At 69.9% G+C, this 26349-nt stretch carries 24 protein-coding genes and 1 pseudogene; 3 read left to right on the top strand and 22 right to left on the bottom strand.

Annotated features, from left to right (window positions below; all coding sequences use genetic code 11):
* On the top strand, window positions 1-621 hold the full coding sequence (locus tag ABC766_RS19570; protein ID WP_075380886.1) for a riboflavin synthase: 621 nt from the start codon (window positions 1-3) through the stop codon (window positions 619-621).
* Window positions 622-627: 6 nt separating this feature from the next.
* Here ABC766_RS19570 and ABC766_RS19565 read toward each other — a convergent pair whose 3' ends face one another.
* The 12 genes from ABC766_RS19565 to ABC766_RS19510 form a co-directional block, all read right to left on the bottom strand.
* Complete coding sequence (locus tag ABC766_RS19565) at window positions 628-1056, bottom strand: PaaI family thioesterase (protein ID WP_043386434.1); 429 nt, start codon at window positions 1054-1056, stop codon at window positions 628-630.
* Between the two features lie 108 nt (window positions 1057-1164).
* Window positions 1165-2736, bottom strand: a complete 1572-nt coding sequence (locus ABC766_RS19560) for a SpoVR family protein (RefSeq protein WP_345819285.1) — start codon at window positions 2734-2736, stop codon at window positions 1165-1167.
* Between the two features lie 90 nt (window positions 2737-2826).
* A complete protein-coding gene (locus tag ABC766_RS19555; protein WP_043386438.1) occupies window positions 2827-4128 on the bottom strand; it encodes a YeaH/YhbH family protein in 1302 nt (433 codons plus the stop codon).
* 203 nt (window positions 4129-4331) lie between these two features.
* Entirely contained in the window at window positions 4332-6284 is a 1953-nt protein-coding gene (locus ABC766_RS19550; RefSeq protein WP_043348452.1) for a PrkA family serine protein kinase, read from the bottom strand.
* Window positions 6285-6502: 218 nt separating this feature from the next.
* On the bottom strand, window positions 6503-6946 hold the full coding sequence (locus tag ABC766_RS19545) for an Ig-like domain-containing protein (RefSeq protein ID WP_043348449.1): 444 nt from the start codon (window positions 6944-6946) through the stop codon (window positions 6503-6505).
* Between the two features lie 120 nt (window positions 6947-7066).
* On the bottom strand, window positions 7067-7486 hold the full coding sequence (locus ABC766_RS19540) for a hypothetical protein (protein WP_043386440.1): 420 nt from the start codon (window positions 7484-7486) through the stop codon (window positions 7067-7069).
* A 100-nt stretch (window positions 7487-7586) separates the two neighbouring features.
* Window positions 7587-8078, bottom strand: coding sequence for a MerR family transcriptional regulator (locus ABC766_RS19535; RefSeq protein WP_342142190.1), 492 nt, complete (start codon window positions 8076-8078; stop codon window positions 7587-7589).
* A 245-nt stretch (window positions 8079-8323) separates the two neighbouring features.
* Window positions 8324-8644 carry an integration host factor subunit alpha gene (locus tag ABC766_RS19530; protein ID WP_043348440.1) on the bottom strand — a complete coding sequence of 107 codons (321 nt, stop codon included), beginning with the start codon at window positions 8642-8644 and terminating at the stop codon, window positions 8324-8326.
* A gap of 166 nt (window positions 8645-8810) precedes the next feature.
* Window positions 8811-9818 (bottom strand): beta-ketoacyl-ACP synthase III, encoded by a 1008-nt coding sequence (locus ABC766_RS19525; protein WP_051976215.1) that lies wholly within the window; start codon window positions 9816-9818, stop codon window positions 8811-8813.
* 104 nt (window positions 9819-9922) lie between these two features.
* Window positions 9923-10957, bottom strand: a complete 1035-nt coding sequence (gene plsX / locus ABC766_RS19520; protein ID WP_043348438.1) for a phosphate acyltransferase PlsX — start codon at window positions 10955-10957, stop codon at window positions 9923-9925.
* A gap of 145 nt (window positions 10958-11102) precedes the next feature.
* Window positions 11103-11618: a YceD family protein gene (locus ABC766_RS19515; RefSeq protein ID WP_043348436.1), complete on the bottom strand. Its 516-nt coding sequence runs from the start codon at window positions 11616-11618 to the stop codon at window positions 11103-11105.
* Window positions 11615-12184: a ubiquinol-cytochrome C chaperone family protein gene (locus tag ABC766_RS19510; protein WP_043348434.1), complete on the bottom strand. Its 570-nt coding sequence runs from the start codon at window positions 12182-12184 to the stop codon at window positions 11615-11617. Before ABC766_RS19510 ends, ABC766_RS19515 begins: the two co-directional genes overlap by 4 nt.
* A 155-nt stretch (window positions 12185-12339) precedes the next feature.
* Between ABC766_RS19510 and ABC766_RS19505 the strand changes: the two genes are divergently transcribed.
* Entirely contained in the window at window positions 12340-12837 is a 498-nt protein-coding gene (locus tag ABC766_RS19505; RefSeq protein WP_342142191.1) for an outer membrane protein assembly factor BamE, read from the top strand.
* On the opposite strand, the pseudogene ABC766_RS19500 reads toward ABC766_RS19505, so the two are convergent.
* From ABC766_RS19500 to ABC766_RS19470, 7 genes and pseudogenes are all read right to left on the bottom strand, one after another.
* Window positions 12774-13494, bottom strand: a pseudogene (locus tag ABC766_RS19500) (HAD hydrolase-like protein). The gene ABC766_RS19505 and the pseudogene ABC766_RS19500 sit on opposite strands and share 64 nt — an antisense overlap.
* Before the next feature lies 1 nt (window position 13495).
* Entirely contained in the window at window positions 13496-15409 is a 1914-nt protein-coding gene (locus ABC766_RS19495) for a PAS domain S-box protein (protein WP_043759241.1), read from the bottom strand.
* A gap of 103 nt (window positions 15410-15512) precedes the next feature.
* Entirely contained in the window at window positions 15513-16604 is a 1092-nt protein-coding gene (locus tag ABC766_RS19490; RefSeq protein ID WP_043348413.1) for an alkene reductase, read from the bottom strand.
* A gap of 426 nt (window positions 16605-17030) precedes the next feature.
* On the bottom strand, window positions 17031-17405 hold the full coding sequence (locus tag ABC766_RS19485) for a response regulator (RefSeq protein ID WP_236952725.1): 375 nt from the start codon (window positions 17403-17405) through the stop codon (window positions 17031-17033).
* Between the two features lie 10 nt (window positions 17406-17415).
* Window positions 17416-19926 (bottom strand): GAF domain-containing protein, encoded by a 2511-nt coding sequence (locus ABC766_RS19480; protein WP_345819284.1) that lies wholly within the window; start codon window positions 19924-19926, stop codon window positions 17416-17418.
* Window positions 19923-20723, bottom strand: a complete 801-nt coding sequence (locus ABC766_RS19475) for a Crp/Fnr family transcriptional regulator (protein WP_342142208.1) — start codon at window positions 20721-20723, stop codon at window positions 19923-19925. Before ABC766_RS19475 ends, ABC766_RS19480 begins: the two co-directional genes overlap by 4 nt.
* A 401-nt stretch (window positions 20724-21124) precedes the next feature.
* Window positions 21125-23269 carry a sodium-translocating pyrophosphatase gene (locus tag ABC766_RS19470; RefSeq protein WP_053609099.1) on the bottom strand — a complete coding sequence of 715 codons (2145 nt, stop codon included), beginning with the start codon at window positions 23267-23269 and terminating at the stop codon, window positions 21125-21127.
* A 636-nt stretch (window positions 23270-23905) separates the two neighbouring features.
* Between ABC766_RS19470 and ABC766_RS19465 the strand changes: the two genes are divergently transcribed.
* Window positions 23906-24277, top strand: coding sequence for a hypothetical protein (locus ABC766_RS19465; protein ID WP_345819282.1), 372 nt, complete (start codon window positions 23906-23908; stop codon window positions 24275-24277).
* Here ABC766_RS19465 and thiL read toward each other — a convergent pair.
* Genes thiL through ribH form a run of 3 tightly spaced genes read right to left on the bottom strand, consistent with a single transcriptional unit; the run spans window position 24197 to window position 26325 of the window.
* Entirely contained in the window at window positions 24197-25192 is a 996-nt protein-coding gene (gene thiL, locus ABC766_RS19460) for a thiamine-phosphate kinase (RefSeq protein WP_345819281.1), read from the bottom strand. The genes ABC766_RS19465 and thiL overlap by 81 nt on opposite strands.
* Before the next feature lie 3 nt (window positions 25193-25195).
* Window positions 25196-25819: a transcription antitermination factor NusB gene (gene nusB, locus ABC766_RS19455; RefSeq protein ID WP_345819280.1), complete on the bottom strand. Its 624-nt coding sequence runs from the start codon at window positions 25817-25819 to the stop codon at window positions 25196-25198.
* Window positions 25820-25830: 11 nt separating this feature from the next.
* The gene (gene ribH, locus ABC766_RS19450) at window positions 25831-26325 is read right to left on the bottom strand and encodes a 6,7-dimethyl-8-ribityllumazine synthase (RefSeq protein ID WP_043348390.1); all 495 of its coding nucleotides are present in this window, start codon (window positions 26323-26325) and stop codon (window positions 25831-25833) included.
* Between the last annotated feature and the right edge of the window lie 24 nt (window positions 26326-26349).

Below are 26349 nucleotides of genomic sequence, written 5' to 3'. Positions count from 1 at the left end.
ATGTTCACGGGGTTGGTCAGCGACGTCGGCACGGTCGTCTCGGTCTCGGGCGAAGGTGATCTGCGCCGGATCGCGATCCGCGCCTCCTACGACCCGGCGACGATCGCGCTCGGCGCCTCGATCGCCTGCGCGGGCCCCTGCCTCACGGCGGTATCGGTCGAGCCGGCCGAGGGCGGCTGCGTCTTCGCGGTGGACGCGGCCGCCGAGACCCTGGCGCGCACCACCGTGGGCGCCTGGGCGGCGGGCACGCGGATCAACCTCGAACGCTCCCTCAAGATCGGCGATGAACTCGGCGGCCACTTGGTCACGGGCCACGTCGACGGTCTCGCCGAGATCGTGGAGCGCGAGAGCGTCACGGCGGGCGCCTGGGGGCCGAGCGAGCGGTTCACGCTCCGGGCGCCGGCGGCCCTGGCGAAGTTCATCGCCGAGAAGGGCTCGGTCTGCCTCGACGGCACCTCGCTCACGGTGAATTCGGTCCAGGGCGACCTGTTCTCGGTGCTGCTGATCCCCCACACGCTCCAGGTCACCACCTGGGGTGAGCGGCGCCAGGGCGACCGCCTGAACCTGGAGGTCGACCTGATCGCTCGCTACGCCGCCCGGCTCGCGGAGGCGCGGGCCTGAGCGTCCTCAGCGCGGCGGGATCGAGTAGGTGCCGGTGGCGTGGCAGACGAGGTCCGGGCTGCCGACAGCGGTGATCGCCACCTCGCCGACGGCGAGCCGCCGCCCGAGCTTGAGCAGCCGGCATTCGGCCACGAGATCCCCCGTGGCGGGCTTGCGCAGGAAGTTGAAGTTGAGACTCGTGGTCACCGCGAGCGCCACCGGCCCGATATTGGCGAGGATTGCCGCGTAGAGGGCATAGTCGGCGAGCGCCATCATGGCCGGCCCCGACACCGTCGCGCCCGGGCGCAGGAAGCGCTCGTGGGCCTCCAGCCGCATCCGCGCCGAGAGCGGTCCCACGGCCTCGAGGTGGTAGGCCCGCCCGCCCGCCTGCATCTGCGGGAACTCGCGGTCGAGGAAGTCGCGGGTCTCGGCGAGGGTCAGGATCGTGGCGGTCATGGGCCCTTGCAGCACGGGCGCTCCCGGGAGGCAATCCGAAGCCCGCCTCCCGTCCATCCCCCCGCATCCTGCGGTGTCCGGATGGAATCAACCGTCGCGCGGCTCCGATCAGAAGAAGATCGGCCGTGCGCTGGCGGTGATCTCGCCCAGCACCGTGCCGGTGGCCGGCTCGATCTCCTTGAGCACCACGTCGTAGCCCCAGAGGTCGGCGAGGTGCTGCAGGACTCGCTTGGCGTCGTCCTTCTGCAGGGTGATCTTGTTGATCGCCTTGTGGTGCAGGATCAGGCGCCGGTCGCCCTCGAGATCCACATCCACCACCTCGATGTCGGGATCGAGCCACGCGACGTCATACTGGCGCGCGAAGGCGCGGCGCAGCTTGCGGTAGCCGCGCTCGTCGTGGATCGCCTCGACCCGCAGCTCCGGCTCCTCCGGATCGTCCACGACGTGGAACAGGCGCAGGTCGCGCATCAGCTTGGGTGACAGGAACTGCTGGATGAAGCTCTCGTCGCGGTAATTCTCCCAGCAGTCGCGCAGGACCGCCATGGCGTCGCCGGTGCCGGCGATGTCGGGGAACCACGCCCGGTCCTCGTCGGTCGGCTGCTCGGCGATGCGGGCGATGTCCTGCATCATGGCGAAGCCGATCGCGTAGGGGTTGTGGCCGCCGTAGGAGCGGTCGTCGTAGTTCGGCTGCCGGATGACGTTGGTGTGCGATTGCAGGAATTCGAGGTAGGCCGCCTCGGTGATCTGCCCGGATTCCGACAGGGCATTCATGATCCGATAGTGGCAGTACGTGGCGCAGCCCTCGTTCATCACCTTGGTCTGGCGCTGCGGGTAGAAGTACTGGGCCACCAGGCGGACGATGCGCAGGATCTCGCGCTGCCAGGGGCGCAGGCGGGGCGCGATCTTCTCCAGGAAATAAAGAATGTTCTCCTGGGGCAGCTCCAGCAGCGCCTTGCGCCGCTCGGCGGCCATGTCGGAGCGGACGGCGCCGACCTTCTGCGGCAGGGTCCGCCAGAGATCGTTGTAGATCTGCTCCCCGTGCTCGATCCGCTCGCGCTCGCGCCGCTGCTCGGAGGCGAGGTCCGGCCGCTTCTTGCGCGGATAGCGGTGGACCCCCTGGCTCATCAGCGCATGGGCGGCGTCCAGCACTTGCTCCACCGCCTGGTGGCCGTAGCGTTCCTCGCAGCGGGCGATGAAGCCCTTGGCGAAGTCGAGATAGTCCAGGATGCCTTCGGCGTCGGTCCACTGCCGGAACAGATAGTTGTTCTTGAAGAAGTGGTTATGCCCGAAGGCGGCGTGCGCGATGACGAGCGTCTGCATCGTCGCCGTATTCTCCTCCATGACGTAGGAGATGCACGGGTCGGAGTTGATGACGATCTCGTAGGCGAGGCCCATGAGGCCGCGGCGGTACCCGGACTCGTGCTGGGCGAAGTGCTTGCCGAAGGACCAGTGCTTGTAGAACAGCGGCATGCCGATCGACGCGTAGGCGTCGAGCATCTGCTCGGCCGTGATGATCTCGATCTGGTTCGGGTACCAGGACAGGCCGAGCTGCGGTCCGGCCACCGCCTCGCAGGCGTCGTGGATCCGTCGGATCGTGTCGAAATCCCAGTCGTTACCGGTGAACAGGGGTTTCTGGCCCCCGGAGATGGTCTGGGGCGTCCGTGCCTTGACGAGCGTCATGCGGCCTCCCGTTCGATTGCTTGGATCCGGCCAACTCCGCGTCTCGCCCTCCCCCGCAGAGGCGGGAGGGGCGCGTCGCGCCACTCCGTGTCACGCCTCCGCCTCGGCGCGGCCTTCCTTGCGGCCGAACAGCTCGCGGAAGACCGGGTAGATCTCCCGGCGATGGTTGACCTTGCGCATGGCGATCGGACCGCCGGCCTTGGCGATCGCCTCGTAGGTCCGCCACAGGGTGGTGCGGTGCTCCACGAAGCCGGCGCGGGGGCCGTTCTCGTCCCCCACCTCGAGATAGGCGAAGTGCTGGCAGGCCGGAAGGATGTGCGACCGGAGGAGTTCCGTCGAGGTCGGCCCGTCGGAGGAGACGTTGTCGCCGTCCGAGGCCTGGGCCGCGTAGATGTTCCAGTCGTTCGGGTCGTAGCGCTCGGCGATGATGCGCTTCATCTCCACGAGCGCCGAGGAGACCAGGGTGCCGCCGGTCTCCCGGGAGCCGAAGAAGGTCTCCTCGTCCACCTCGGTCGCCCGGTCGGTATGGCGGATGAAGACGATCTCCACGTGCCGGTAGCGGCGCGTCAGGAAGATGTGCAGCAGGATGTAGAACCGCTTGGCGAGGTCCTTCATGTGCTCGGTCATCGAGCCCGACACATCCATCAGGCAGAACATCACCGCCTGGGCGATCGGCCGCGGATAGGGCTCGAACCGGCGGAAGCGCAGGTCGATCGGATCGACGTAAGGGATCCGCTTCGACCGCTCGCGCAGCCTGAACAGGGCCTGCTCCAGTTCCGAACGCTCTGGATCGCCCTCCGCCAGGGCCTGGATCTGCGCCTCCAGGGCCGCGACTTCCTCGGGCTTCGGCCGCTTAAGGGCGATCCGCCGGGACATCGAGTTGCGCAGGGTGCGGGTGAGCGCGAGATTCGCCGGCGAGCCGGTGACCGTGTAGCCCGCCCGGCGCAGCCCCTCGGTCTCCACCACGGCCAGCCGCCGCTTGGCGAGGTCCGGAAGCTCCAGATCCTCGAGGAAGAGCTCCAGAAACTCCTCGCGGGTGAGGACGAAGCGGAACGCGTCCTCGCTGTTCTCGCCGCCCTCCCCGCCTTCGCCGGCACCACGGCCGCCGCCGCTGCCCGGGGGCCGCTCGATCGTGTCGCCCTCGACGTAGGTCTTGTTGCCGGGCAGGATGTGGTCCTGCAGGCCCGTGCCGGGCTGGCGCGAGAAGCGGGGCTCCCGGACGCCGTCAGCCGGCACGGTGACGCGGCCGTCCTTGCCGAGATCCTTGATGTCCTTCTCGCGGGCGGATTCCCGCACCGCGCGCTGGGCCACGTCCTTCACGCGCCGCAGGAAGCGCTGGCGGTTCGGGAGGCTCTTGCCGCCCGGGTTCAAACGTCGGTCGACGATATGCATCCGCTGCGAAAACCCTCGTCCGCGTGTTCCGGCCGGGTCCGGACCCTTGTCGTACCATGCCGTTACCGGAGGGATGGATCCCTCTTTTGCAGCAGGGCCGAGATCTTCACCGGCCGGTCGTCCGAAACTGTGGCGGCAAAGGGTCGGATCTCAGGGTCGAACCCTGTGCCGGCCGGATTGGACCCGGCCGGACACCCCGCGCCTCAGCCGGCCTGCTTCACCCGCATGTACCATTCCACCAGACGGCGAACCTGCCGCTCGGTGTAGCCGCGCGCGACCATGCGCTCGACGAACTCGCCGTGCTTCTTCTCGGTCTCGCCATCCTTCTTGGAACCGAAGGAGATCACCGGCAGCAGTTCCTCCACCTGGGAGAACATCCGCCGCTCGATCACCTCGCGCAGCTTCTCGTAGGAGGTCCAGCTCGGGTTGCGGCCGCCATGCTGAGCGCGGGAGCGCAGGGCGAACTTGACCACCTCGTTGCGGAAGTCCTTCGGGTTGGCGATCCCGGCGGGCTTCTCGATCTTGGTGAGCTCCTGGTTCAGGAGCTCCCGGTTCATGAGCTGCCCGGTCTCGGCATCCTTGAAGTCCTGGTCCTCGATCCAGGCGTCGGCATAGTCGATATACCGGTCGAACAGGTTCTGCCCGTAATCGTGGTACGATTCGAGATAGGCCTTCTGGATCTCGTGCCCGATGAACTCCGCATAGCGCGGGGCCAGCTCGGTCTTGATGAATTCCAGGTACTTCTTCTCAGTCTCGGGCGGCAGCTGCTCGCGCTTGAGCGACTGCTCCAGCACGTACATCAGGTGTACCGGATCGGCCGAGACTTCGGTGGTGTCGTGGTTGAAGGTCGCGGCCAGGACCTTGAAGGCGAAGCGGGTGGAGATCCCGTCCATGCCCTCGTCGACGCCGGCCGTATCCTTGTATTCCTGCATCGAGCGGGCGCGGGGATCGACCTCGCGCAGGGACTCGCCGTCGTAGACCCGCATCTTCGAGAAGACGTTGGAATTGGCGTGCTCGCGCAAGCGGGACAGGACCGAGAAGCGCGCCAGCATCTCCAGCGTGCCGGGGGCGCAGGCGGCGTCCGAGAGTTCCGAGCTGGAGATCAGCTTCTCGTAGATCCGCTGCTCCTCGGTGACGCGCAGGCAGTACGGGACCTTGATCACGTAGATCCGGTCGATGAAGGCCTCGTTGTTCTTGTTGGTCTTGAAGGTCTGCCACTCGGCCTCGTTCGAGTGGGCCAGGATCACGCCGGTGAACGGGATCGCGCCGATATTCTCGGTGCCGACATAGTTGCCCTCCTGCGTCGCCGTGAGCAGCGGGTGCAGCATCTTGATCGGCGCCTTGAACATCTCGACGAACTCGAGAATGCCCTGGTTCGCGCGGTTCAGGCCGCCCGAATACGAGTAGGCGTCGGGATCCGCCTGCGACAGGGTCTCCAGGCGCCGGATGTCGACCTTGCCGACCAGCGAGGAGATGTCCTGGTTGTTCTCGTCCCCCGGCTCGGTCTTGGCGATGGCGATCTGGCGCAGCCGGGAGGGCCGGACCTTGATCACCTTGAAGCGCGAGATGTCGCCGTTGAACTCGTCGAGGCGCTTGAGCGCCCAGGGGCTCATCAGGCCGGTCAGCCGCCGGCGCGGGATGCCGTAGCGGCGCTGGATCTCCTCGCCCATCGTCTCGGGATCGAACAGGCCCAGCGGGCTCTCGAAGACCGGCGAGACCTCGTCCCCGGCCTTGAGGACGTAGACGGGGTGAACCTCCATCAGGAGCTTCAGCCGCTCGGCCAGCGACGACTTACCGCCGCCCACCGGGCCCAGCAGGTAGAGGATCTGCTTGCGCTCCTCCAACCCCTGCGCGGCGTGGCGGAAGAACGAGACGATCCGCTCGATCGTCTCCTCCATGCCGTAGAACTCCCGGAAGGCCGGGTAGGTCCGGATCGTCCGGTTCATGAAGATCCGGCCGAGGCGCGAATCCTTGGCGGTGTCCACAAATTCGGGTTCGCCGATCGCCGCGAGGATGCGCTCGGCGGCCGAGGCGTACATCAGGGGCTCGTCGCGACAGGCCTCCAGGTACTCGGAGAGCGTCATCTCCGTGTCGCGGCGGGCCTCGTACCCTCGGGCGAAGCTCTGGAAAAGGTCGTTCGTCGCATGCATGGGCATTCGATAACCCTCTCAGACCGTGACAGCTTCATCCTGTCTCGGCTTGGATGCAACCGACAGGCCCGCTTTTGTCGCAGTGCGGCGAGCGTGGCGCCCGGCATGTCGATTGCTTGCAACACTCCCGAGCGCTGAAGGCGGCACAGATGAGACTCCGTGCGGCCCCCGAACGGCTGCACGAGCCGCTGAACTGGGCAGATACCGCCTAAGCGGGCCCAGGCTCACAAATCCGTGCCCTCTTTCTTGCCATCGTCTCCCGATTTGGCACCGGACGCCGCGACCGTAATCTTGACGGTCTGCGTCTGCACTTGACCGTCGGAGCTCTTGACCTCGAACGTCACTTCGTCGGTGCCGGTGAAGCCGGAGTTGGGCTGGTAGAACAGCGCCTGGACGGCCGCCTCCTTGTTGGGACAGCGATAGCTCGCCGGTGTCTTCAGCTTGCCGACCTTGGTGATCACCGAGCCGTTCTTGGGCGGCCCGGAGACCTTGAACTCGGGCATCGGCCCAGGAGAACAATCCTTCTTGAGGTTCGGCGCGATCTCGATGCGCACGGTCTTGCCGGGCGCCACGGTCTTGGTTCGGCTGGCGGGCGCCTGGGCCAGCGCCGGGCCGGCGAGGGCCATGCTCCCGACGAGCAGCGCGGCGAGCGGACGAAGGGCAATCATGGAAGCGTCTCTCCAGTGCCGAGCCGGGACCTGTCTCCGGACGCGCGTCCGGATGCCCCGTTCCTCGGTGGAGACCATGTGGGGACGCCGCGCACGGGCGTCGAGGGCCCGGACGGCCCCTTAATTCTGGAGAGCCGCCGCGACGATACCGGTGATGCGGGCGATCTGCGCGGCATCGAATTCGCCGGCCAGGGCGGCGGCGAGCCGCCCTTCGACCCGCGCGCGCTCCCCGGCATCGGCAAGCGGAGCGGGGGGAATCTCATCCTCGGCCAGACGGCAGACCCGGCGAATCGTCTCGGCGGCCGCGAGGAGTTTCTCCCGGTCGGTGGGACCCATCTCCCAGAGCGGATTGCGCAGGCGGCTGATCACGCGCTTGGCGTCGCGGTACTCGCGGTCGACGCCGGTGGCCGCCTCGATCTGGCTGACGAGGAACATCAGTTCCAGGACTTCGGACGCCGCATCCGGGCATGTGCGGACGATCCGCATGATGCGGGCCATCAGTTCCTGGCTGGGCGTCAACTTGGGTTTGGGCGCGGCCATGCGGGCGACAACGCAGGTTGTCGCCGGAAAGTTCGCTGGCCGCGTGTCGGATCGCGCGGTCGTGCCGACACGGTCAGGCTGGGCCGGTCAGGCCTCCATGTCAGGCCTCCAGGTCGGGCATCTCGTGCAGGCCATCGAGCAGGGCGCGGCAGGCCCGCAATTCCTCCAGGGCTTCGGCCAGGGACGCCCGGTCGGAGGCTCCCAGAGTGCCGGACCGGGCGCCCGCCTCCGTCTCGACCTCCTGAATCAGGGGTTCGGCCGCCACGGCCTCGCCGCGGCCGACCGCCTGCACGAAGCGGACGCCGTTCTCCTTGAGGACCCGCTGCGCCCCCGCGATGGTGTAGCGCTGCACGTGCAGGAGATGCCGGATGCCCGCCACCAGCTCGACATCCTGGGGCCGATAATAACGCCGTCCACCCGCCCGCTTCACGGGACGGATCTGGCCAAAGCGAGTCTCCCAGAACCGCAGCACGTGCTGGGGCACGTCGAGTTCCTCGGCCACCTCGCTGATCGTCCGGAACGCGTGGGCGCTCTTCTCGCCGATCCCGGTCGGCGGTTCGTCGGTCTGTGCGGCGGCGAGGGCTGGCGGCATGGGTGTCTTGCGAATGGGCTCGGAACGCCCCGATCTTGACGGGTCGCAGGGTCGCACTCAAGCCTGAGAGGCTGAGGAATCCGGCGGCGTTTGGAGCGGGTGCCGCTTGTGCGGTGCGTCGTGTGCCGGGCTCCGGATCACCGTCCGCGACCTTGCGGGCATCCGGGACAAGGGCGGGGCAGGATGAACCGCAGCCCGTTCCGGGGCGCAGGCCCCGCAGGAGGCGGCCCCGCACGCGGCCCCGCTCAATCGTCGTCGTGAACGCCCGTGCCATTCAGGCCGTTGATCTTGGCCTTGAGCACGTTGGACGGCTTGAACACCATCACCTGCCGCGGCTCGATCGCGACCTCGACCCCGGTCTTGGGGTTGCGGCCGACGCGCTTGCCCTTGCTGCGCACCACGAAGGAGCCGAACGAGGACAGCTTCACCGTCTCGCCGCTCGCCAGGCAGCTGCAGATCTCCGACAGCACGGTCTCGACGAGGGCGGCCGACTCGGTCCGCGACAGGCCCACCTGATGGTAGACGGCCTCGCTCAAGTCGGCGCGCGTCACCGTCTTGCCTGCCATGCCGTGTCCCCTCGCCCGCATCCTTCGCCCCATGACGCATGGTGCGGCACGCGCGGCCACACCAAACGCTGAAGGCGTATCCCTATGATCCGGCACGCTAATCGGCGCTCCGCCCCCGGTCAACCGCAGCGGGGCCGCGAATCGTTTCAGGCGCCCGCCCGAAGCCTCACCAGCGGATCAGCGCCGCACCCCAGCTGAACCCGCCGCCGATCGCCTCGATCATCACGAGGTCGCCCGCCTGGATGCGACCGTCCCGCCGCGCCACGTCGAGGGCCAGGGGAATCGAGGCCGCCGACGTGTTGCCGTGGCGGTCCACCGTCAGCACAATCTTCTCCCGGGCGATTCCGATCTTGTCGGCCGAGGCCTCGATGATCCGGCGATTGGCCTGATGCGGCACGAACCAGTCGAGCTCCTCCGCGGTGACGCCCGCCTGCGCGAAAGCCTCGACGATGACGTCGGTGACCTGCCCCACGGCGAACCGGAACACGTCGCGGCCCTCCATGCGCAGGTGGCCGGTGGTGCCGGTGGAACCCGGACCGCCGTCGACATAGAGCTTTTCCCGGTGGCGCCCGTCCGACCGCAGGCTCGCGCTGAGCACGCCGCGGTCCCCGGCCTCGTCCTGCGCCTCCAGCACGATGGCGCCGGCCCCGTCGCCGAACAGCACGCAGGTGGTGCGGTCCTCCCAGTCGACGATCCGCGAGAAGGTCTCGGCGCCGACCACCAGCGCGCGGCGGGCCGCGCCCGTGGTCAGGAACTTGTCGGCGGTCGAGACCGCGAAGACGAAGCCGGCGCAGACCGCCTGCAGGTCGAAGGCCGCGCCCTGATGGATGCCCAGCGCCGCCTGGATCTGGGTCGCGGTCGCCGGAAAGGTGTGGTCCGGCGTCGAGGTGGCGCAGATCACGAGGTCGATGTCGTCGGCGGTCAGGCCGGCATCCTCCAGGGCGGCCCGGGCCGCGCGCGCGCCGAGGACCGAGGTGGTCTCGTCGGCGGCCGCGATGTGCCGCTGGCGGATCCCGGTCCGCTGGACGATCCATGCGTCGGAGGTGTCCATCTGCTCGGCCAGATCGGCATTCGTCACCACCCGTGCGGGCAGGCTCGATCCGGTCCCCACCACCACCGAGCGCAGAGGGGGCGCGCGCCGGTGCGGCTCGGGGTCAGTGCGGAGGGTTGCCATCATTGTCCTTCCCGGACGACGCCAGATTCACAATTTCCAGTTGTGAAGCCGCAGCCGTCCGATTTCCATCCCATCCGTCGACGGGGCTCAGTCCGGCACCGGCGTCACGCCGGCGCCAGCGCCGCGGTCTGGTCGAGCATCTCGCGGATCGTGCGGATCATGTCATGGCGCGCCATGTCGTGCGCCAGATCGATCGCCGCGGCGAAGCCCTGCGCATTCTCCGAACCGTGGCTCTTGATGACGATGCCTTCGAGGCCGAGGAACACCCCGCCATTGGCCCGGCTCGGGTTCATCTTGTCCTTGAGGGCCTTGAAGGCCTGCCGGGCGAACAGGGCGCCGATCTTGGCGGCCAGCGTCCGGGTCATGGCGGCGCGGAGATACGTGCCGATCTGTTTGGCGGTGCCCTCGGCGGTCTTGAGGGCGATGTTGCCGGTGAACCCCTCGGTCACCACCACGTCGACGGTGCCGCGCCCGAGATCGGTGCCTTCGACGAAGCCGTGATAGGTGAGGCCGGGGCTCTCCATCTCGCGCAGGATCCGGGCGGCCTCCTTGACCGCCTCGTTGCCCTTCATCTCCTCGGTGCCGACATTGAGCAGGCCGACGGTGGGCCGGTCGAGGTCGAACACGATCCGGGCCATGGCGGAGCCCATCACGGCCATCTCGACGAGGTGCTCGGCATCCGTGCCGATGGTGGCGCCGACGTCGAGCACGACGCTCTCGCCGCGCACGGTCGGCCACAGGCAGGCGATGGCCGGACGCTCGATGCCCGACATGGTCTTCAGGCAGATCTTCGACATCGCCATCAGGGCGCCGGTGTTGCCGGCCGACACGCAGGCATCGGCCTGCCCGTCGCGCACCGCCTGGATCGCCTGCCACATGGACGATTTGCCCCGGCCCTGCCGCACCGCCTGGCTGGGCTTGTCGTCCATGGCCACGGCCACGCTGGTGTGGCGGATCTCGACGCAATCCTTGAGCCGGGGCTCCTTGGCGACCAGCGGCGCGATCACGGCCTCGTCGCCGAACATCAGGAAGGTGGTGCCGGGATGACGCTCCCGGGCCAGGGCCGCGCCGGGCACGACCGTGGTGGGCCCGTGGTCGCCACCCATGGCGTCGAGCGAGATGCACACGCGTTGGGACATGTCGGTAGCGGGTCGCGGGTCTCGGCGGGAAAGGGTTCAGACGTCGGCGGGACGGGGCCCGCCGGGCGCGGCGGACCATAGCGATACCGGCCCGGCGGGCAAATGAAATCGGGCGGCGCAGGCTTCCGGGCGGTCGCCTACGGCCTCAGGCTCCGCCGTCGCGGAGCTTGCGAAGGCCGTCGAGGGGCCCCGCATCGTCGCCCGCCACCACCGGCTCGAAGGTGATGCCGGGCTTGCGCGGATAGGGATCGAGGCCAAGCGCCAGGAACTCGGCGGTGAGCGCACCGAAATCGATGCGGCCGCCGACCAGCGGGTCGGGGATGTCGGCCTCCTCGGCCTCGGTGCCGGCGAGCTGGTCGGTATCGGTGAACACCACCTCGACCGGTTCATGGACCGGCGCCTCGAAGGGTTCGAGGCTCACGGTGCAGACCTGCGTCACCAGGGCTTCCACCGCGCCGGTCACGGTGAGACGGCTGGTCGGCCCCTCGATGGCGAAGCGCCCGACCAGATCGCGGATCCCGGGGATGCCGAAATCGGCGGCGAGCGCCGCGCATTCGGCCGGGCTCGCCTCCACGGTGACGGCGCCGCGCCCCTGGGGCAGGCGCTCGACATTGACCCAGCGCGCGAGGGGAAAGCCCTCCTGGCCGGCGTGGCGGGTCATGAATTTCCTCCATCTCCAGCGTGGACCGATGCCGGCGCGAAGCCGTCCGGCTCCGGGAAGGGCGGCCCGGCCCCGAGCAGCCCGTCCAGATCGGCGCCGGCGAGGGCGGCGTCGGCGGACTGCACGTAGGCGGCAAGACCGCGCCCGTCACCCTCGCCGCCCAGCACGTTGCGGACGAGAACGGCGCGCAGCGCCGCCGCGTCGCCGGCCTCCAGGGCGGCATCGTAGCCCTCGGCCCGGCCGTAAAAGGCGGCGCCGAGCTTCTTCATCCGCTTGGACACGCCCATGTCGCCGACACCGAGTTCGCGCAGCGAGGCGTCGAGCTGGGTGAAGACGGAATTCACGAGATCCTGGGCCACCTCGGATGCCGGCGCCGGCAGCCGGTTCAGCCGGCGCAGGACCAGGATCGCGTGCAGGCAGAGGGCCTCGAACCGGCCCTCCACGGTATCGGGCACGCCGAGGCGCGTGTAGAGGCCCGGCCGGCGCGCGGCCATGCTCAAGGCCACGTGCAGCCCCTCGACGGCGCGGCGCCGCGCGCTCGCGCGCCGGAACAACCCGGCGATCATCGGTGCCGAACCCCGGCCATCTGTGGCCAAGCTTGCCTTGTCAAAGCCATAACCCCGCGGTACGGCAACCCACGCCCAGGGCGCAAGCGCCGTCGGAGCCCCGTGTCGGCGACGACGGTTGCGCCCCGTCCGTCAACACGCTCTCTGGGGGCCCGATGCGGCGCCGTCTCGTCCAGTCCTTCGCGCGCCTCGCCCTGCTCGGCCTTGCGGGAACCGGCCTGTCCGGCTGCATCGGCGAGGAGCTGCGTCACGGCTATCAGGTCGACCAGGCGGCACTCGCCACGGTCAAGCCCGGCATGAGCCCCGAGCAGGTCCTGCAGATCCTCGGCACGCCGTCGACGGTGTCCACCGTGGGCAACAAGTCCTGGTACTACATCTCGCAGAACACCCGCCGGACGATCATGTTCCTGGGTGAGCAGGTCGAGGACCAGAAGGTGACGGCGGTCTATTTCTCGCCCGCCTTCAAGGTCGAGCGGGTGGCGCTCTACGGCCTCCAGGACGGCCGGATCTTCGACTTCATCGAACGCACGACGCCGACGAGCGGCGCCGACCGCGCCTTCCTCAGCCAGCTGTTCCGCGGCCTGACCCGCTACGAGCCGTTCGGCAGCGGCAGCGGCACCAGCGTCGTGCCGGGCGCCAATCGCGGCATGTGATCGGCCTCGCCCGCCACGAGGCGGGCGATCTCCGCCGGCTCCGAGAACAGGTGCTCGGGGCCGAGGGCCGCGAGAGCCCGGGAATCGGTATAGCCCCAGGCCACGGCGCCGAAGGGACAGCCCAGGGCGCGCGCCGCCTCGAGGGTCGCGGATCTCGTCGCCGATGCAGAGAGCCCGGTCGGGCGCCACGCCGGTCCGTGCGAGCAGCGTCCGCAGCCGACGCGCCTTCCCGAAGACCGAGGCCCCGCAGGCATAGGTGCCGATGCGGTCGGCATTGTCCGGTCCGAGCACCCGCCGCACCGTGTCGGCGCGGTTCGACGACAGGATCGCCAGCGGCACGCGCGCCTCCGCGACCGTGGCCAGCATCGCCGGAACGCCGGGAAACAGGGCGATCTGGCCGGCGTCGCGCGCGGCCAGTCTGTGCATGTGGCAGGCGATGAGCGGCAGCTTCCAGCGCGGGATGCCGAGATGGGCCACGATCGCCCGGGCGCCCAGGAGCCGCAGACCCTCGACCTCGTGGGCCTCGACCCGGCGGAAGCGGTAGCGGTCGGCGACCCTGTTCAGAACCGAACAGAACCACGGGAAGCTGTCGGCCAGGGTGCCGTCGAAATCGAGGACGACGAGACGCGGCCGTGGAGCGGCCGGCGGCCGGGTCATGTCAGGTCCGCAGGTTCTCGAGCGGGACACAGAGCCGCATCAGGAGACCGCCCGGCGCCCAGTCGTGCTCGAGCACGCCGTCGAGCTGGCCGGCGACGCTGCGCTCGGCCAGAACGGTGCCGAACCCCTTCCGGAGCGGCGCGCCGGCAACCTGGGGGCCGCCCTCCTCGCGCCATGTCAGCGTATAGCGGCCTGCCTCCCGGGCCCCGCTCAGCGAGACGCCGCCCTCCCGCGTCGAGAGCCCCCCGTACTTGACCGCGTTGGTCGCCTGCTCGTGCATGATCAGGGCGAGGGCGGTGGCGGTGCGCTCGCCGATCTCGGCATCGTCTCCGGTGATCACCACGCGCGCGCGTCCATTCTCCTCGTAGGCGGCCATGATCAGGCGCATCAGCCCGAGCACCGTCTGACCGGCCACCGGCGGGGCGCTGTCGGGGGAATGGGGGCGAACATATTCGTGGGCCCGGGCCAGGGCGCCCAGTCGCTCGCGGAACGCCGCCACGAACGGCTTGGCCGCAGGATCGCTCCGGGCGGTCAGCGCGGCGAGGCCGCCGACCACCGCGAAGATGTTCTTGATCCGGTGCGACAGCTCGCGGATCAGAAGGTCCCGCGCCTCCTCGGCGCGCTTCGCCTCGCGCAGGTCGCGCGTGACGGTGGCGTATCCCACCTCGGTCCCCATCGGATCGCGCACCGGGAAGATGTTGTAGAGCACCGCCAACGGCTCGCCGGTGACGAAGTGCCGGAAGGCCAGCTCGCCCTCCCAGAATCCGTCCCGGCGCACCGCCGGCATGACGGTCTCGGCCAGGATCCGGCGGCTGTCGTCGGTGAAGAAGTCGGACACCGTGCACGCCCGGGCGGCGGCGAGGTCGGGCAGGCCGACCAGGGCCAGGGCGGCCTCGTTGAGATGGGTGATCTCGCCCTCGAGGGTGCAGAGCCCGATGAAGTCCTTGGAGGTCTCGACGATCACGGCGAGCTTGCGGGCTTCGGCCTCGGCACGCTTCAGGTCGTCGATATCGGTACAGGTCCCGAACCAGCGCTCGATCCGCCCCTCGGCGTCCCGGATCGGCATGGCGCGCCCGAGCGTCCAGCGGTAATCGCCGTTGTGGTGGCGCAGGCGGTACTCGATCTCGTAGGGCTCGCCCGTCCTGAGGCAGTGGCGCCACCGCGCCCAGGCCCGCTCTTGGTCCTCGGGGTGGAACACCCCGTTCCAGCCCTCGCCGTCGGTGGAGCCGTAGGGCACGCCGGTGAACTCGTACCAGCGGTCGTTGTAATAATCGTGGAACCCGTCCGGCCGGGTGGTCCAGACCATCTGGGGCATGGCGGAGGTCATCACGCGGAAGCGGCGCTCGCTCGCGGCGATCTCCGCCTCGCGGGCGGCGACCCGCGCCAGCGTCCGGCGATGCTCCAGCAGGCTCGAGATCTGACGTGCCAACGCCAGCAGGGTCGCGGTCTGCTCGGAATCGAGGCCGTCCGGCCGCGGGGCCCGGTCCAGCACGCACAGGGCACCGATCGGAATGCCATGATTGCCGCGGATCACCGCGCCCGCATAGAAGCGGAAGGCCGGCGCCCCGGTCACGAGGGGGTTCTCAGTGGTCCGCGGGTCGGTGGTCAGATCCGGGATGACGAGAAGATCGCCCGCCTCGATCGTATGGGCACAGACCGAGCAGTTGATCGGCAACTCGCGCTTGCCGAGGCCCACCTCCGACTTGAACCACTGCCGCTCGGCATCCACCAGGCTGACGAGGGCGACCGGCGCGCGGCAGACATAGGCTGCGACCCGCACGAGATCGTCGTAGAGCGGCTCCGGCTCCGAATCGAGGATCGCGAGATCACGAAGTTCCGCGATCCGATCCGCGGCGCTCCAGCGTCCATCGGTCGGTCCGGCTTCCGCGAGCGCGTGAGGTGCAGGCACATCCATGGTCCTGCCCTCACATAGGCGCGCAGCGGCCCCCTGCCTAGGGACCGCCGCGCTTTCCTGCCGTGCCCGCCGGGGCCCGGCAGACGATGCTGGCCGGGGCGCGTCAGGCGGCCCGGGACTTCGTCAGGGTCGGGTAGTCGATGTAGCCCTCGGGCCCCTGGCTGTACCACGTCGCGGCGTCGTCCTTGTTGAGCGGCGCCTTCTGGGCGATCCGCTCGACGAGGTCCGGATTGGCGATGAAGGTCCGGCCGAACGCGATGGCGTCGGCCTCGCCGGCATCCAGAACCTTCTGGCCGCTGATGCCGTCGTAATCGGCGTTCAGGATCATGGGGTTGCGGAACACGCGCCGCATCGCCGGGGCGATCGGCGGGTGGTCGGCCTTGCCGAAGGTGCCGTTCGGCCCCGGCTCGCGCATCTCCAGGAAAGCGATCCCGACATCGGCGAGCGCCTGGGCGGCGGCCACGAACAGCGGCTCCGGATCGGAATCGTTGCAGCCCTGGATCGCGCCGTTGGGCGAGAGCCGCACGCCGGTGCGCTCCGGCCCGGCCACCTTCGCCACAGCCTCGGTCACCTCGCGCAGCAGCCGCACGCGATTCTCGATGGAGCCGCCGTACTGGTCGGTGCGGTGGTTGGTGCCGTCACGGAGGAATTCGTCGATCAGGTAGCCGTTCGCGGCGTGGATCTGCACGCCGTCGAAGCCGGCCGCCAGGGCATTGGCGGTGGCCCGCTCGTAATCGGCGAGCAGGCGCGGCACTTCCGAGACCTCCAGCGGGCGCGCCTCGGCATAGGGCTTCTTGCCGGAATACGTGTGCGCCTGATCGGGCGCCGTCGTGGCAGAGGCCGAGATCGGCTTCTCGCCGCCCAGGAAGTCCGGGTGGACCAGCCGGCCCATGTGCCAGATCTGGCAGACGATCTTGCCGCCCTTGTCGTGCACGGCCTTCACGATCGGCCGCCACGCGTCGACCTGGGCGTCGGACCAGATCCCCGGTGCGTAGGGCCAGCCGAGACCCTCCTGGCTGATGCCGGTGGCCTCGGTGAGGATCAGGCCGGCGCCGGCGCGCTGGGCGTAATACTCGGCCATGATCGGGGTCGGCACGTGCTCGCGGGTGCCGCGGCCGCGCGTCAGGGGCGCCATGAAGATCCGGTTCTTCGCCTCGATGGCGCCGATACGGATCGGGTCGAGCAGGGACGGCATGAGGTACCTCGTTGTGGTGCGGCGCAGGCCGCGTCCGGTCTTAATCCTGCGCCGAGGTGGCGCTGCGCCGCCGCGATGCCAAGGTGCAGCGCAGCAGGGCTGACAGGCGCGTGCGGGGGCGCACACGGTGAATGGTGAACAGCCGGGCTCGCTCGGAACCCGGCCCTGTCGACTGATCCGCACCGTGCGGTCCGCGGTCACCGTTCGGGCCGGTCGACGAGAAGGCGCTCACCGATGCCGCCGTCGGTCGCCGGGTCGGCGCCGATGCGCCCGTGTCGTCGCCGCGCGTCTCCGGATATCCGGAGTCGACGCCGGCCATGCGGCTTCGGTTCGTCCGGTCCGGTCTGGGTGTCGGTCTCCATGCCGGGCCGCGCGGCCGGTGCCGGAGAGGCAGGATCCGGCTCGGCCGATCGCCCCGACGTCCGGTCAGGCTGCGAGTTCGCGCATCGCCGCGGCGACCTCGTCGCGGCGGTAGGGCTTCTCGAAGAAGCGCCCGCGCTCTGGCAGATCCCCGGGTTCGGGCTGAATCTTCCCCGATGTCATGATGATCTCGACCGGCGGCCAACGGTCCCGGATCGCATGGGCGAGGTCCAGACCCGCCATGCCGATGCCAAGGTCGATGTCGGAGAAGACGAGGACGATGTCGGGCCGCGCCTCCATAAGGCGCACCGCTTCCTCGGCGTCGAACGCTTCCAGGGCTTCGAACCCCGCATCCTCGACGAGGTCGACAGCCATGAGGCGCATGACCGGCTCATCCTCGATGACGAGGATGGCATTCCGCCTCGCAGTCCCTGCAGCCACGGCTCGCTCCCTATCCATGCTGCAATTGGACGAGCAGCGCACGCAGCGTCGCTTCGAAGCCAGAGGAAGGGTAACGAAGGTCGACGCCGCCGGATCCGGCCAGTCCCAAACGAATGAGGCGCGAGCCGAACCCGGCGCGCTTGGAGTGCGCGGGGGCCACAGGTGGCGGGCCGCCCCGCTCGACCCAGTCGAGCACGACCTCACGCTCCCCGATGCCGTCATCCAGGCGCCACGTCACGGCGACCCGCCCGTCGGGGACCGACAAGGCCCCGTATTTGGCGGCATTGGTCGCCAGTTCGTGCAGCAGGAGCGAGACCGAGAGCGTCGCGCGCGGTCCGAGATCGAAATCGGGGCCCGTGACCGTGATGCGGTCGCCATGCCCCGCGGCGCCGAGGACCGCATGGACGACCTCGCGGACCGGGGCGCTCGTCCATGTCTTGTGGAGGAGCACGTTGTGGGCGGTCGACAGCGCGTGGATGCGCCGCTCGAAGGCCTCCACAGGAGCGCGGTCGGGGACACCGCGAAGGGTCTGCGTGGCGATCGACAGCACCATCGCGAGCATGTTCTTCAGGCGATGCGAGATCTCCTCGTTGAGGATGCGCTGCTGCTCCTCGGCCTCGAGCCGGGCGACGCCCGACTCCAGACGCTCGGCGACGTTGCGCACGAAGGCCAGGGTTTCCGGCGACCATCGGCGGGGCTTGTCGTCCTGCACGATGAACACCGCCACCGTGCGTCCCCGCTCGCGAACCGGCATGTTCACGAGCGCGCCGATGCCGACGTCGAGCATCAGCCGGGGATCCGAGGACGTTCTCGGATCAGTTCGCACGTCCTCGATGACCAGCGGCTCGCCGCGCCGAAGGTGCTCGCGGATGTCGCCGAAATCGGCGTAGCGGTGCCGCCCGGCGATGCTGGCGACGCCCGGTGCGGTCCAGCCCTCCTCGATGTCGACGAATTCGACGTCGCCGTCGATATGGCCATAGCCGGCCCGCGTGACGCCGAGGGTCGTGCCGACGATCTCGGCGGCGGCCTGGATCATCTCCGGGGCCTCCGTCAGGTCGCGGAACCGGTCGCCGAGGCTCAGCAGGGCCGTACGCCGCGCCTCGGCCTGGACCCGGTCGGTGACTTCGAGGAAGGTGACGGCGAAGCGGTCGGCGCCGATGGCGAAGGCGCGGCCCTCGTACCAGCGGTCGAGCGTCCCGACCCGCCGCAGGAACTCGCGCGGTTCCGCGCTCTCCACCACCTGTGCGAACTCATTGACCCAGGCGTCCTCGATACCGGGGAAGACCTCGCGGATGGTCCGGCCGGCAACCTGGTTCACGTCGATGCCGACGAGGTCGCCCCAGGCACGGTTGACCTCGACGTAGCGCCAGTCGATCACCTGTCCGGCCTCGCGGATGACCTCGCCGACGATGAAGCCCTCGCACAGCCGCTCGAACAGGCTGCGCCAGTAGGCCCGGCTCTCGGCGAGGGCGTCCTCGCCGTCGAGGCGCTCGTGGACCGCCGCCATCAGGCGGGCGAGCGTCTCGAAGAACGCCACGGTCTCGCGGTCGAAGGCGGCCACCCGCGTCGAGGCGAAGGCGATGACCGCGCAGAGTTCGCCCCGGCTGACGATGGGGAACCCGGCATAGGCGTCGAGGCCGTTGCCGCGGGCCGCCTCCCATCGCGGATCGAGACTGGCCTGCAACCCGCTGAGGATCAGGGGCTGGCGGGTCTCCGCGACGATGCCGCAGAGCGGAGTCCCGAACGGCAGGCGCTTCAGGCGCTCGCGCCCGTCCGGAGAGATGTTGACCGCGTGAGTCAGGCGCAGGTGCTGCCGGTCCGGCGTTACGTCGTAGAGGCAGGCCCGGTCGAACCCGAGGGCGTCGGCCCCGTCCCTCAGAATGGGTTCGAGGACCGCGGAGGGGTCGTCGGCGGTGAGCAGGGCCGTGGAGGCGGTGGCGATGACGTCGAGCCGGTGCGCCCGCCGCAGCTCGGCGGCCTGGAACGCAAGGACCTGATCGCGCTCGTCCACGGCCCGGCGCATCTGCAGCTGGGTGACGACCTGCGCCGCCAGGATGCGCAGGTCCTCCTGCTGCTCCGGGGTCAGCCCCTGGGGCCGGGGCGCGGTGTCGATGACGCAGAGCGAGCCGAGCACCTGCCCGTCGGGCGCGCGCAGGGGCACCCCGGCGTAGAACCGGATGAACGGCTCCCCAGTGACGAGGGGGTTGTCGGCCGTGCGCGGGTCGGCCGCGAGGTCGGGCACGATCAGCAGGTCCGGCTCGGCCAGCGCGTACTTGCAGACCGAGCGCTCGAGGTCGGTCTCGCACGAAGGAAAACCGATCCGTGCCTTGAACCACTGGCGATCGGCGGCCACGAAGCTGACGAGGGCGACCGGGGTCAGGCACAGCCGGGTCGCCAGCCGCACGATGCCGTCGAAGGCGGCCTCGGGCGGGGTGTCGAGGATGCCGTAGGCCTTGAGCGCGGCGAGACGCAGGTCGGCGGCGATGAGATGCTCGACGCCTTCCATGTCGATCACGGTCATGCGGAAATGGCCCCGTGCGTCGCCAGGGGATCGGGCGCGCCGTCGGGGTCGAGCGCGACGAGGGTTCCGGCCGGCGTGAAGGTCGCGCCGAGGACGAGGGCGAAGTGCTCCTGCACCCGGCGATGGCATTCGCAGGACGCCGCCTGCAGAGCCGGCCGGTCGCGGACCGTGATCCTGGCCCGGCCCATCTCGATGAGCCCCTGGGCCTGGAGCCGGTTGAGGATGCCGCTGAGATAGGTCCGGCGCACCCCGAGCATCTCCGCCAGCATGTCCTGGGTGATCGGCAGGACGTCGGTGGCGAGCCGGTCGTGCAGGGCGAGCACCCAGCGCGCGCACCGCTGTTCGATGGGATGGGCGGCATTGCAGGCGACGGACTGGACCACCTGCGCGAGGAGGCAGTCGGCGTAGCGCACGAGGGCGTTGCGGATCGGCAGCGAGGTGCGCTTGGCCGCCTGCATCCGCGCCGCGTCCAGCCGCACCGCTGCCCCGCCCATCTGAACGACGGCGCGGTTGAAGGCCGGGAGGTAGCCCTGGCTCACGACGCCGCCGAGCGCCCCCTCACGACCGACGGTCGCGGTCTCGATGGTGCGGCCCTCCTCCAGCGGCACGATCAGGGAGACCACCGTCCCGTCGAGCGGGAAGATCATCGCGGTGACCTCGTCCCCCGGCTCGAACAGGACGTCGCCGCGCACCAGTGTGACCACCTCCGCATGGGGGAGAAGCCTCGACCGTTCGACGGGTGGCAGCGAGCGGAGCAGGAGGTTCCGCTCCAGCGGGGACGGTGAGTTCGGCGGCATCGGTCGCGGCAGGCTGGCGCTACGAGCCGGCATAGCCCAGCTTGGCCGCCGCGTCCGTTCAAGAGTGAACACTTCCCGCTAAAATGATGGCCGGCGGACGCGAAGTCTCGACATGACGGATTGGCGCAGTCGTTCACGGACGGCGCAGCGTCCTGCAGGTGGCTGCGCCGACCGCAACGGTCCGAGAGTCGAACCCCGGCACCGCCCGATCGGGTGCCCGTGCCCCTCGCCCTGTCGGATCGGCGATGAGGCATCCGCAGGATCCGCCCGGCTCCGTGCGGGCCGGAAGCGGATCGGCCGCAGGCGGCCGCCCGGATCCGGTGCGGCCGGTGATCCCTCAGATGGCCCGCAAGCGGAACCGAGAGGTCGGAAAGCCGACCTTCGGTTCGGCCATCCATCGATCAGCTGTGTGCCAGCACCGCGAGCAGCAGCAGGGCGATGATGTTGGTGATCTTGATCGCCGGGTTCACCGCCGGACCGGCGGTGTCCTTGTAGGGGTCGCCCACCGTGTCGCCGGTCACCGCCGCCTTGTGGGCCTCGGAGCCCTTGCCGCCGTGGTGGCCGTCCTCGATGTACTTCTTGGCGTTGTCCCAGGCGCCGCCGCCCGACGTCATCGAGATCGCCACGTAGAGTCCGGTGAGGATCACGCCGAGCAGGCTCGCCCCCACCGTGGCGAAGGCCTGGCTCTTTCCGGCGATCAGCTGGATCACGAAGAACAGCACAACCGGCGACAGCACCGGCAGGAGCGAGGGGACGATCATTTCCTTGATCGCCGCGCGGGTCAGCATGTCCACCGCCCGTCCGTAATCCGGCCGGTCGGTGCCCTGCATGATCCCGGGCTTCTCCCGGAACTGGCGCCGGACCTCCTCCACCACCGCGCCCGCCGCGCGCCCGACCGCCGTCATGGCGATGCCGGCGAACAGGAACGGGATCAGGCCGCCGAGCAGCAGGCCGACCACGACGTAGGGGTTGGACAGGGAGAAATCGACGCTGACGCCCTGGAAGAAGCGGTACTGTGTCGGGCTCGCATTGGCGATGAAATAGTTCAGGTCCGACGTGTAGGCGGCGAACAGAACCAGCGCGCCGAGGCCCGCCGAGCCGATGGCGTAGCCCTTGGTCACCGCCTTGGTGGTGTTGCCGACCGCGTCGAGGGCGTCCGTGGACTTGCGCACCTCCGCGGGCAGGCCCGCCATCTCGGCGATGCCGCCGGCATTGTCGGTGACCGGCCCGAAGGCGTCGAGCGCCACGATGAAGCCCGCCAGCGCCAGCATGGCGGTGACCGCGATGGCGATGCCGAACAGGCCGGCGAGCGCGTAGGTGCTGATGATGCCGGCCACGATCACGATGGCCGGCAGCGCGGTCGATTCCAGCGAGATCGCCAGCCCCTGGATCACGTTGGTGCCGTGGCCGGTCACCGACGCGTCGGCGATCGACTTCACCGGGCGGAAGTTGGTGCCCGTGTAGTACTCGGTGATCACCACGATCAGCGCCGTGATGGCGAGCCCGATCACCGCGCAGCCGAACAGGCCGCCCGACGTGAAGGTGACGCCGGTGGAGGTGGTGAAGGTCGTCGAGAAGCCCCCGAGCAGGGTCATGTTGACCGCCGCGATCGCCGCGATCGACAGAACGCCCGCGGCGATCAGGCCCTTGTAGAGGGCGCCCATGATCGACTGGTTGGCCCCGAGCCGCACCGCGTAGGTGCCGGCGATGGAGGTGAGGATGCAGGCCGAGCCGATGGCCAGCGGGTACAGCATCATCGGCTCGAGGACGTCGCGGCCGCTTCCCGTGGGACCGGAGAAGAAGATCGCGGCCAGCACCATCGTGGCGACGACCGTCACCGCGTAGGTCTCGAACAGGTCGGCCGCCATGCCGGCGCAGTCGCCGACATTGTCGCCGACATTGTCGGCGATGGTGGCGGGGTTGCGCGGATCGTCCTCCGGGATACCGGCCTCGACCTTGCCGACGAGGTCGCCGCCGACATCGGCGCCCTTGGTGAAGATGCCGCCGCCGAGGCGCGCGAAGATCGAGATCAGCGAGGCGCCGAAGCCCAGGGCGACGAGGGCGTCGATCACCTCGCGGCTCGACGGGTCGAGATGGGCGCCGCGGGTGAGGAACAGGTAGTAGAGAGCGACGCCAAGGAGCGCGAGGCCCGCCACCAGCATGCCGGTCACCGCCCCCGACTTGAAGGCGACGTCGAGGCCGCCGCCCAGCGAGGTGGAGGCGGCCTGGGCCGTGCGGACATTGGCCCGGACCGAGACGTTCATGCCGATGAAGCCCGCCGCCCCCGACAGCACGGCGCCGATCAGGAAGCCGACCGCGACCTTGATCCCGAGGAAGACGGCGAGGAGGACGAACAGGACGACGCCGACGAGGCCGATCGTCGTGTATTGCCGCCGGAGATAGGCCTGCGCGCCCTCGGCGATGGCGGCGGCGATCTCCTGCATGCGCTGCGTGCCGGCATCGCGCCGCATCACGTCGAGGATCGTGACGATGCCGTAGGCGACGGCGCAGAGCCCGCCCACGATGATCAGAACCAAGGGAATCATGCGACCGTCCTTGTCATTATCATGCCTGGCGTGGGCTTGTGATTGTCGAGCTTGACCGCCGGACGACGGCCATGGGACGCGGTGCTCGAATTCGGGGCTTTCCTTCCCAGAACAATACCTTGATTGCCAAACTTCGCCGGTGAGCGCAAACGCCGCTTGGGTGAGAGGCGGCAGGGATCGCGTCTCATGGCGCGGCGCGAGACGAAATCTCGGATCCGCAAAATTGCATTATCTTGCAGATCTTATTCCCTGTCGGCCGCGGCCGACCTGTTTTCACGGGCGCGGCGCGGCGGTTCAGAGCCATTCCGATCGGATTGGGACGAACCCGACCGTCGAGCCCGCCGCAGGAGGCGCGGGTCCCCTCTCCCGTGCGGGAGAGGGACAGGGTGAGGGATCAGGTTTGGCCGGACGAGGCATGCCTTTTCGGCAACCTGAGGACGCACCTTATCCTGATCCTTCTCGTCCCTCACCCCAACCCTCTCCCGCACGGGAGAGGGGGCTTGGCGCGGCTTTCTCGAACGGAGATGCCTGTCCTACCGACCGTCGCAACACGATCGGGAACGGCTCTCGCGACCGTTAACCCCACCTTAACCAACCGATATTCTATTTCTGATTGTATTCTGACGGGAACTCGCCATGAGCAGCGACCAAGCCGCCAAGCTGGCGGCGACGATCGAGGTGTTGAGCGGCGCGGTCGGGTTCCTGATCGCCGAGCGGGTCGCGGCGCAGCCGGTCCCGATCCAGAACGATCTGCTCCGCATGCTGCAGCGCGCCCTGTCCCGGGCGCCGGGCGCGGGCGGGGACCCGGTCGGCCGCTGGGTCCCGGTGGTCGCCGCCGAGATAATCGGCGAGGTCCGGCGCCAGATCGGCCACCCGGCCGGGCGTGTCGCCGGCCCGATGACCGCGGGACCGGACGCGATCTGGGCGTCAGAAGTGGCTGAAGGACCCAGCCGCGAACACGCGCTCGGCGCCATCGCTCATTTCGAAACGCGGCGGGCCGTCGCCTGATGTGACGGTGCCGATGGCCGAGACGGTGAGACCGGCGGCGGCCGCCTCGGCCTGGAAGGCCGCGACATTCTCCGGAGCAACGGTACAGAGGATCTCGTAATCGTCGCCACCGGTCAGGACCGCGTCGATCAGCGCGGGCTCGGCCGCGCAGGCGCGCCGGGCGGCATCCGAGAGCGGCAGGGCGGCGGCCGCGACCCGGGCGCCGCGACCCGCGCCCAGCATCTTGGCGAGATCGCCCGCGAGGCCGTCGGACACGTCCATGGCCGCCGAGGCGTAGCGGCGGACCGCCGGCGCCGCGGCGAGCCGCGGGCGCGGATGCAGGTAGCGGTCGGCGAGTTCGGCTTGGAGCGCCGGGTCCAGCCCGGCGACCCAGGGCGCCGTGGGCTCCAGGCGGAGCCGCAGGCCGAGGGCGGCGTCGCCGATCGTGCCGGTGACGCAGATCCGGTCGCCGACCCGCGCGGTGGTGCGGCGGACGATGGTGCCGGTCGGCACCTCACCGAACAGGCTCACCGAGATCAGCGCCGGGCCACCGGAGCGCACCGTGTCGCCGCCGAGGAGCGGACAGCCGGCCTCCGCCGCCGCCGCGCCGAGCCCCGCCGCGAAGCCGTCGAGCCAAGCCTCCGTCCAGTCATCGGGGAGCGCCAGGGTGAGCAGGAAGCCGCGCGGGACCGCGCCCTTGGCGGCGATGTCGGAGAGGTTCACGCCGAGGGCCTTCCGGGCGATCGAAGCCGGCGGATCCTCCGCGAAGTAGTGGATCCCCGCCACCACGGCATCGGTGGTGAGGACGAGGTCGTGGCCCAGCGTGGGCGTCAGCGTGGCGGCGTCGTCCCGCAGCCCGTGGGCGCCCGGCCCCGCGAGGGGGGCGAAGTAGCGGGCGATCAGCCCCTCCTCGGAAGCACGGGCCGACCCGGCCAAGGCTCAGGCCTTCCCGGCGGGCGGCTTTCCGGAGGATGGCTTTCCAGCGGACGGTTTGCCGACGGACGGTTTACCGGGAAGCGGCTTCGACGAGCCCGGCTTGCCGGACGCCTTCTGAGCCCCGACCTCCCCCGGCCGGACCTCCCGGGCGAGCCGGTCGAGCACGGCATTGACGAGGCCGGGCTCGTCGGCCGTGTAGAAGCTGTGGGCCACGTCGACATATTCCGAGATCGCCGCGGCCGCCGGCACGTCGCGGCGGAACATCAGCTCGTAGGCGCCCGCCCGCAGGATCGCCCGGAGCACGATCTCGATGCGCCGCAGCGGCCAGCCCTGGGCGAGGGCCTGATCGAGCTTCGGGTCGATGGCCCGCTGCTCCTCGACCGTGCCGCGCAGGAGGTCGCGGAAGAAGGCGGTCTCGGCCGGGGGATGGACGATCCCGTCGACCTCCTGGCCGATCCAGAAGGCCTCGAACTCGGCGAGCGCGTCGAGGACGCCCTTGCCGGAGATGTCCATCTCGTAGAGCGCCTGCACCACGGCGAGGCGGGCGCCGCTGCGCAGGCTGATCTTGGCGGGCTTGCCGGCGGGCTCGGCGCCCGTCTCCGGCTGGGTGTCGGTGGTCCCGGTCATGGGGGTATCCGTCATCGGGTGCGCGCGGCTTCGGCGGCGCGCTTCAAAGCGAGCACGCCGAGGGCAGCCTCGGCGGCACCGCCGCCCTTGTTCATCTCGGCGACCCGGGCACGGGCGAGGGCCTGCGCCTCGGTCTCGACCGTGAGGATGCCGTTGCCGAGGGGCACGCGGCGCTGCACCGACAGGTCCATGAGCGCCCGGGCGCTCTCGCCGGCGACGATGTCGTAGTGGCCGGTCTCGCCGCGGATGACGCAGCCCAGCGCCACCACCGCGTCGTAGGGCTCGGCGTCGAGCAGGATCGCCACGGCGGCGGGGATCTCCAGGGCGCCCGGAACGGTCACCACGATCGCCTGCGCGGAGGCGGCCGCGATGGCCGCGCGGGCCCCGGCGAGGAGTTCGTCGGCGATCGCGTCGTAGTAGCGCGCCTCGACAACGAGGATCCGGGCGCCGGCGAGGGCCGGGTCGGTGGGCTTGGGCGCCGAGTCGGCGCGGGTATGGGCGACCATGGCTCTCGTCCGGCCGGGTTTTCG

The sequence above is a fragment of the Methylobacterium fujisawaense genome (assembly GCF_039619325.1).
Taxonomy (GTDB): domain Bacteria; phylum Pseudomonadota; class Alphaproteobacteria; order Rhizobiales; family Beijerinckiaceae; genus Methylobacterium; species Methylobacterium fujisawaense.
The sequence above is the reverse complement of the archived record's forward strand: the minus strand, read 5'-3'. Positions and strand labels throughout refer to the sequence as shown.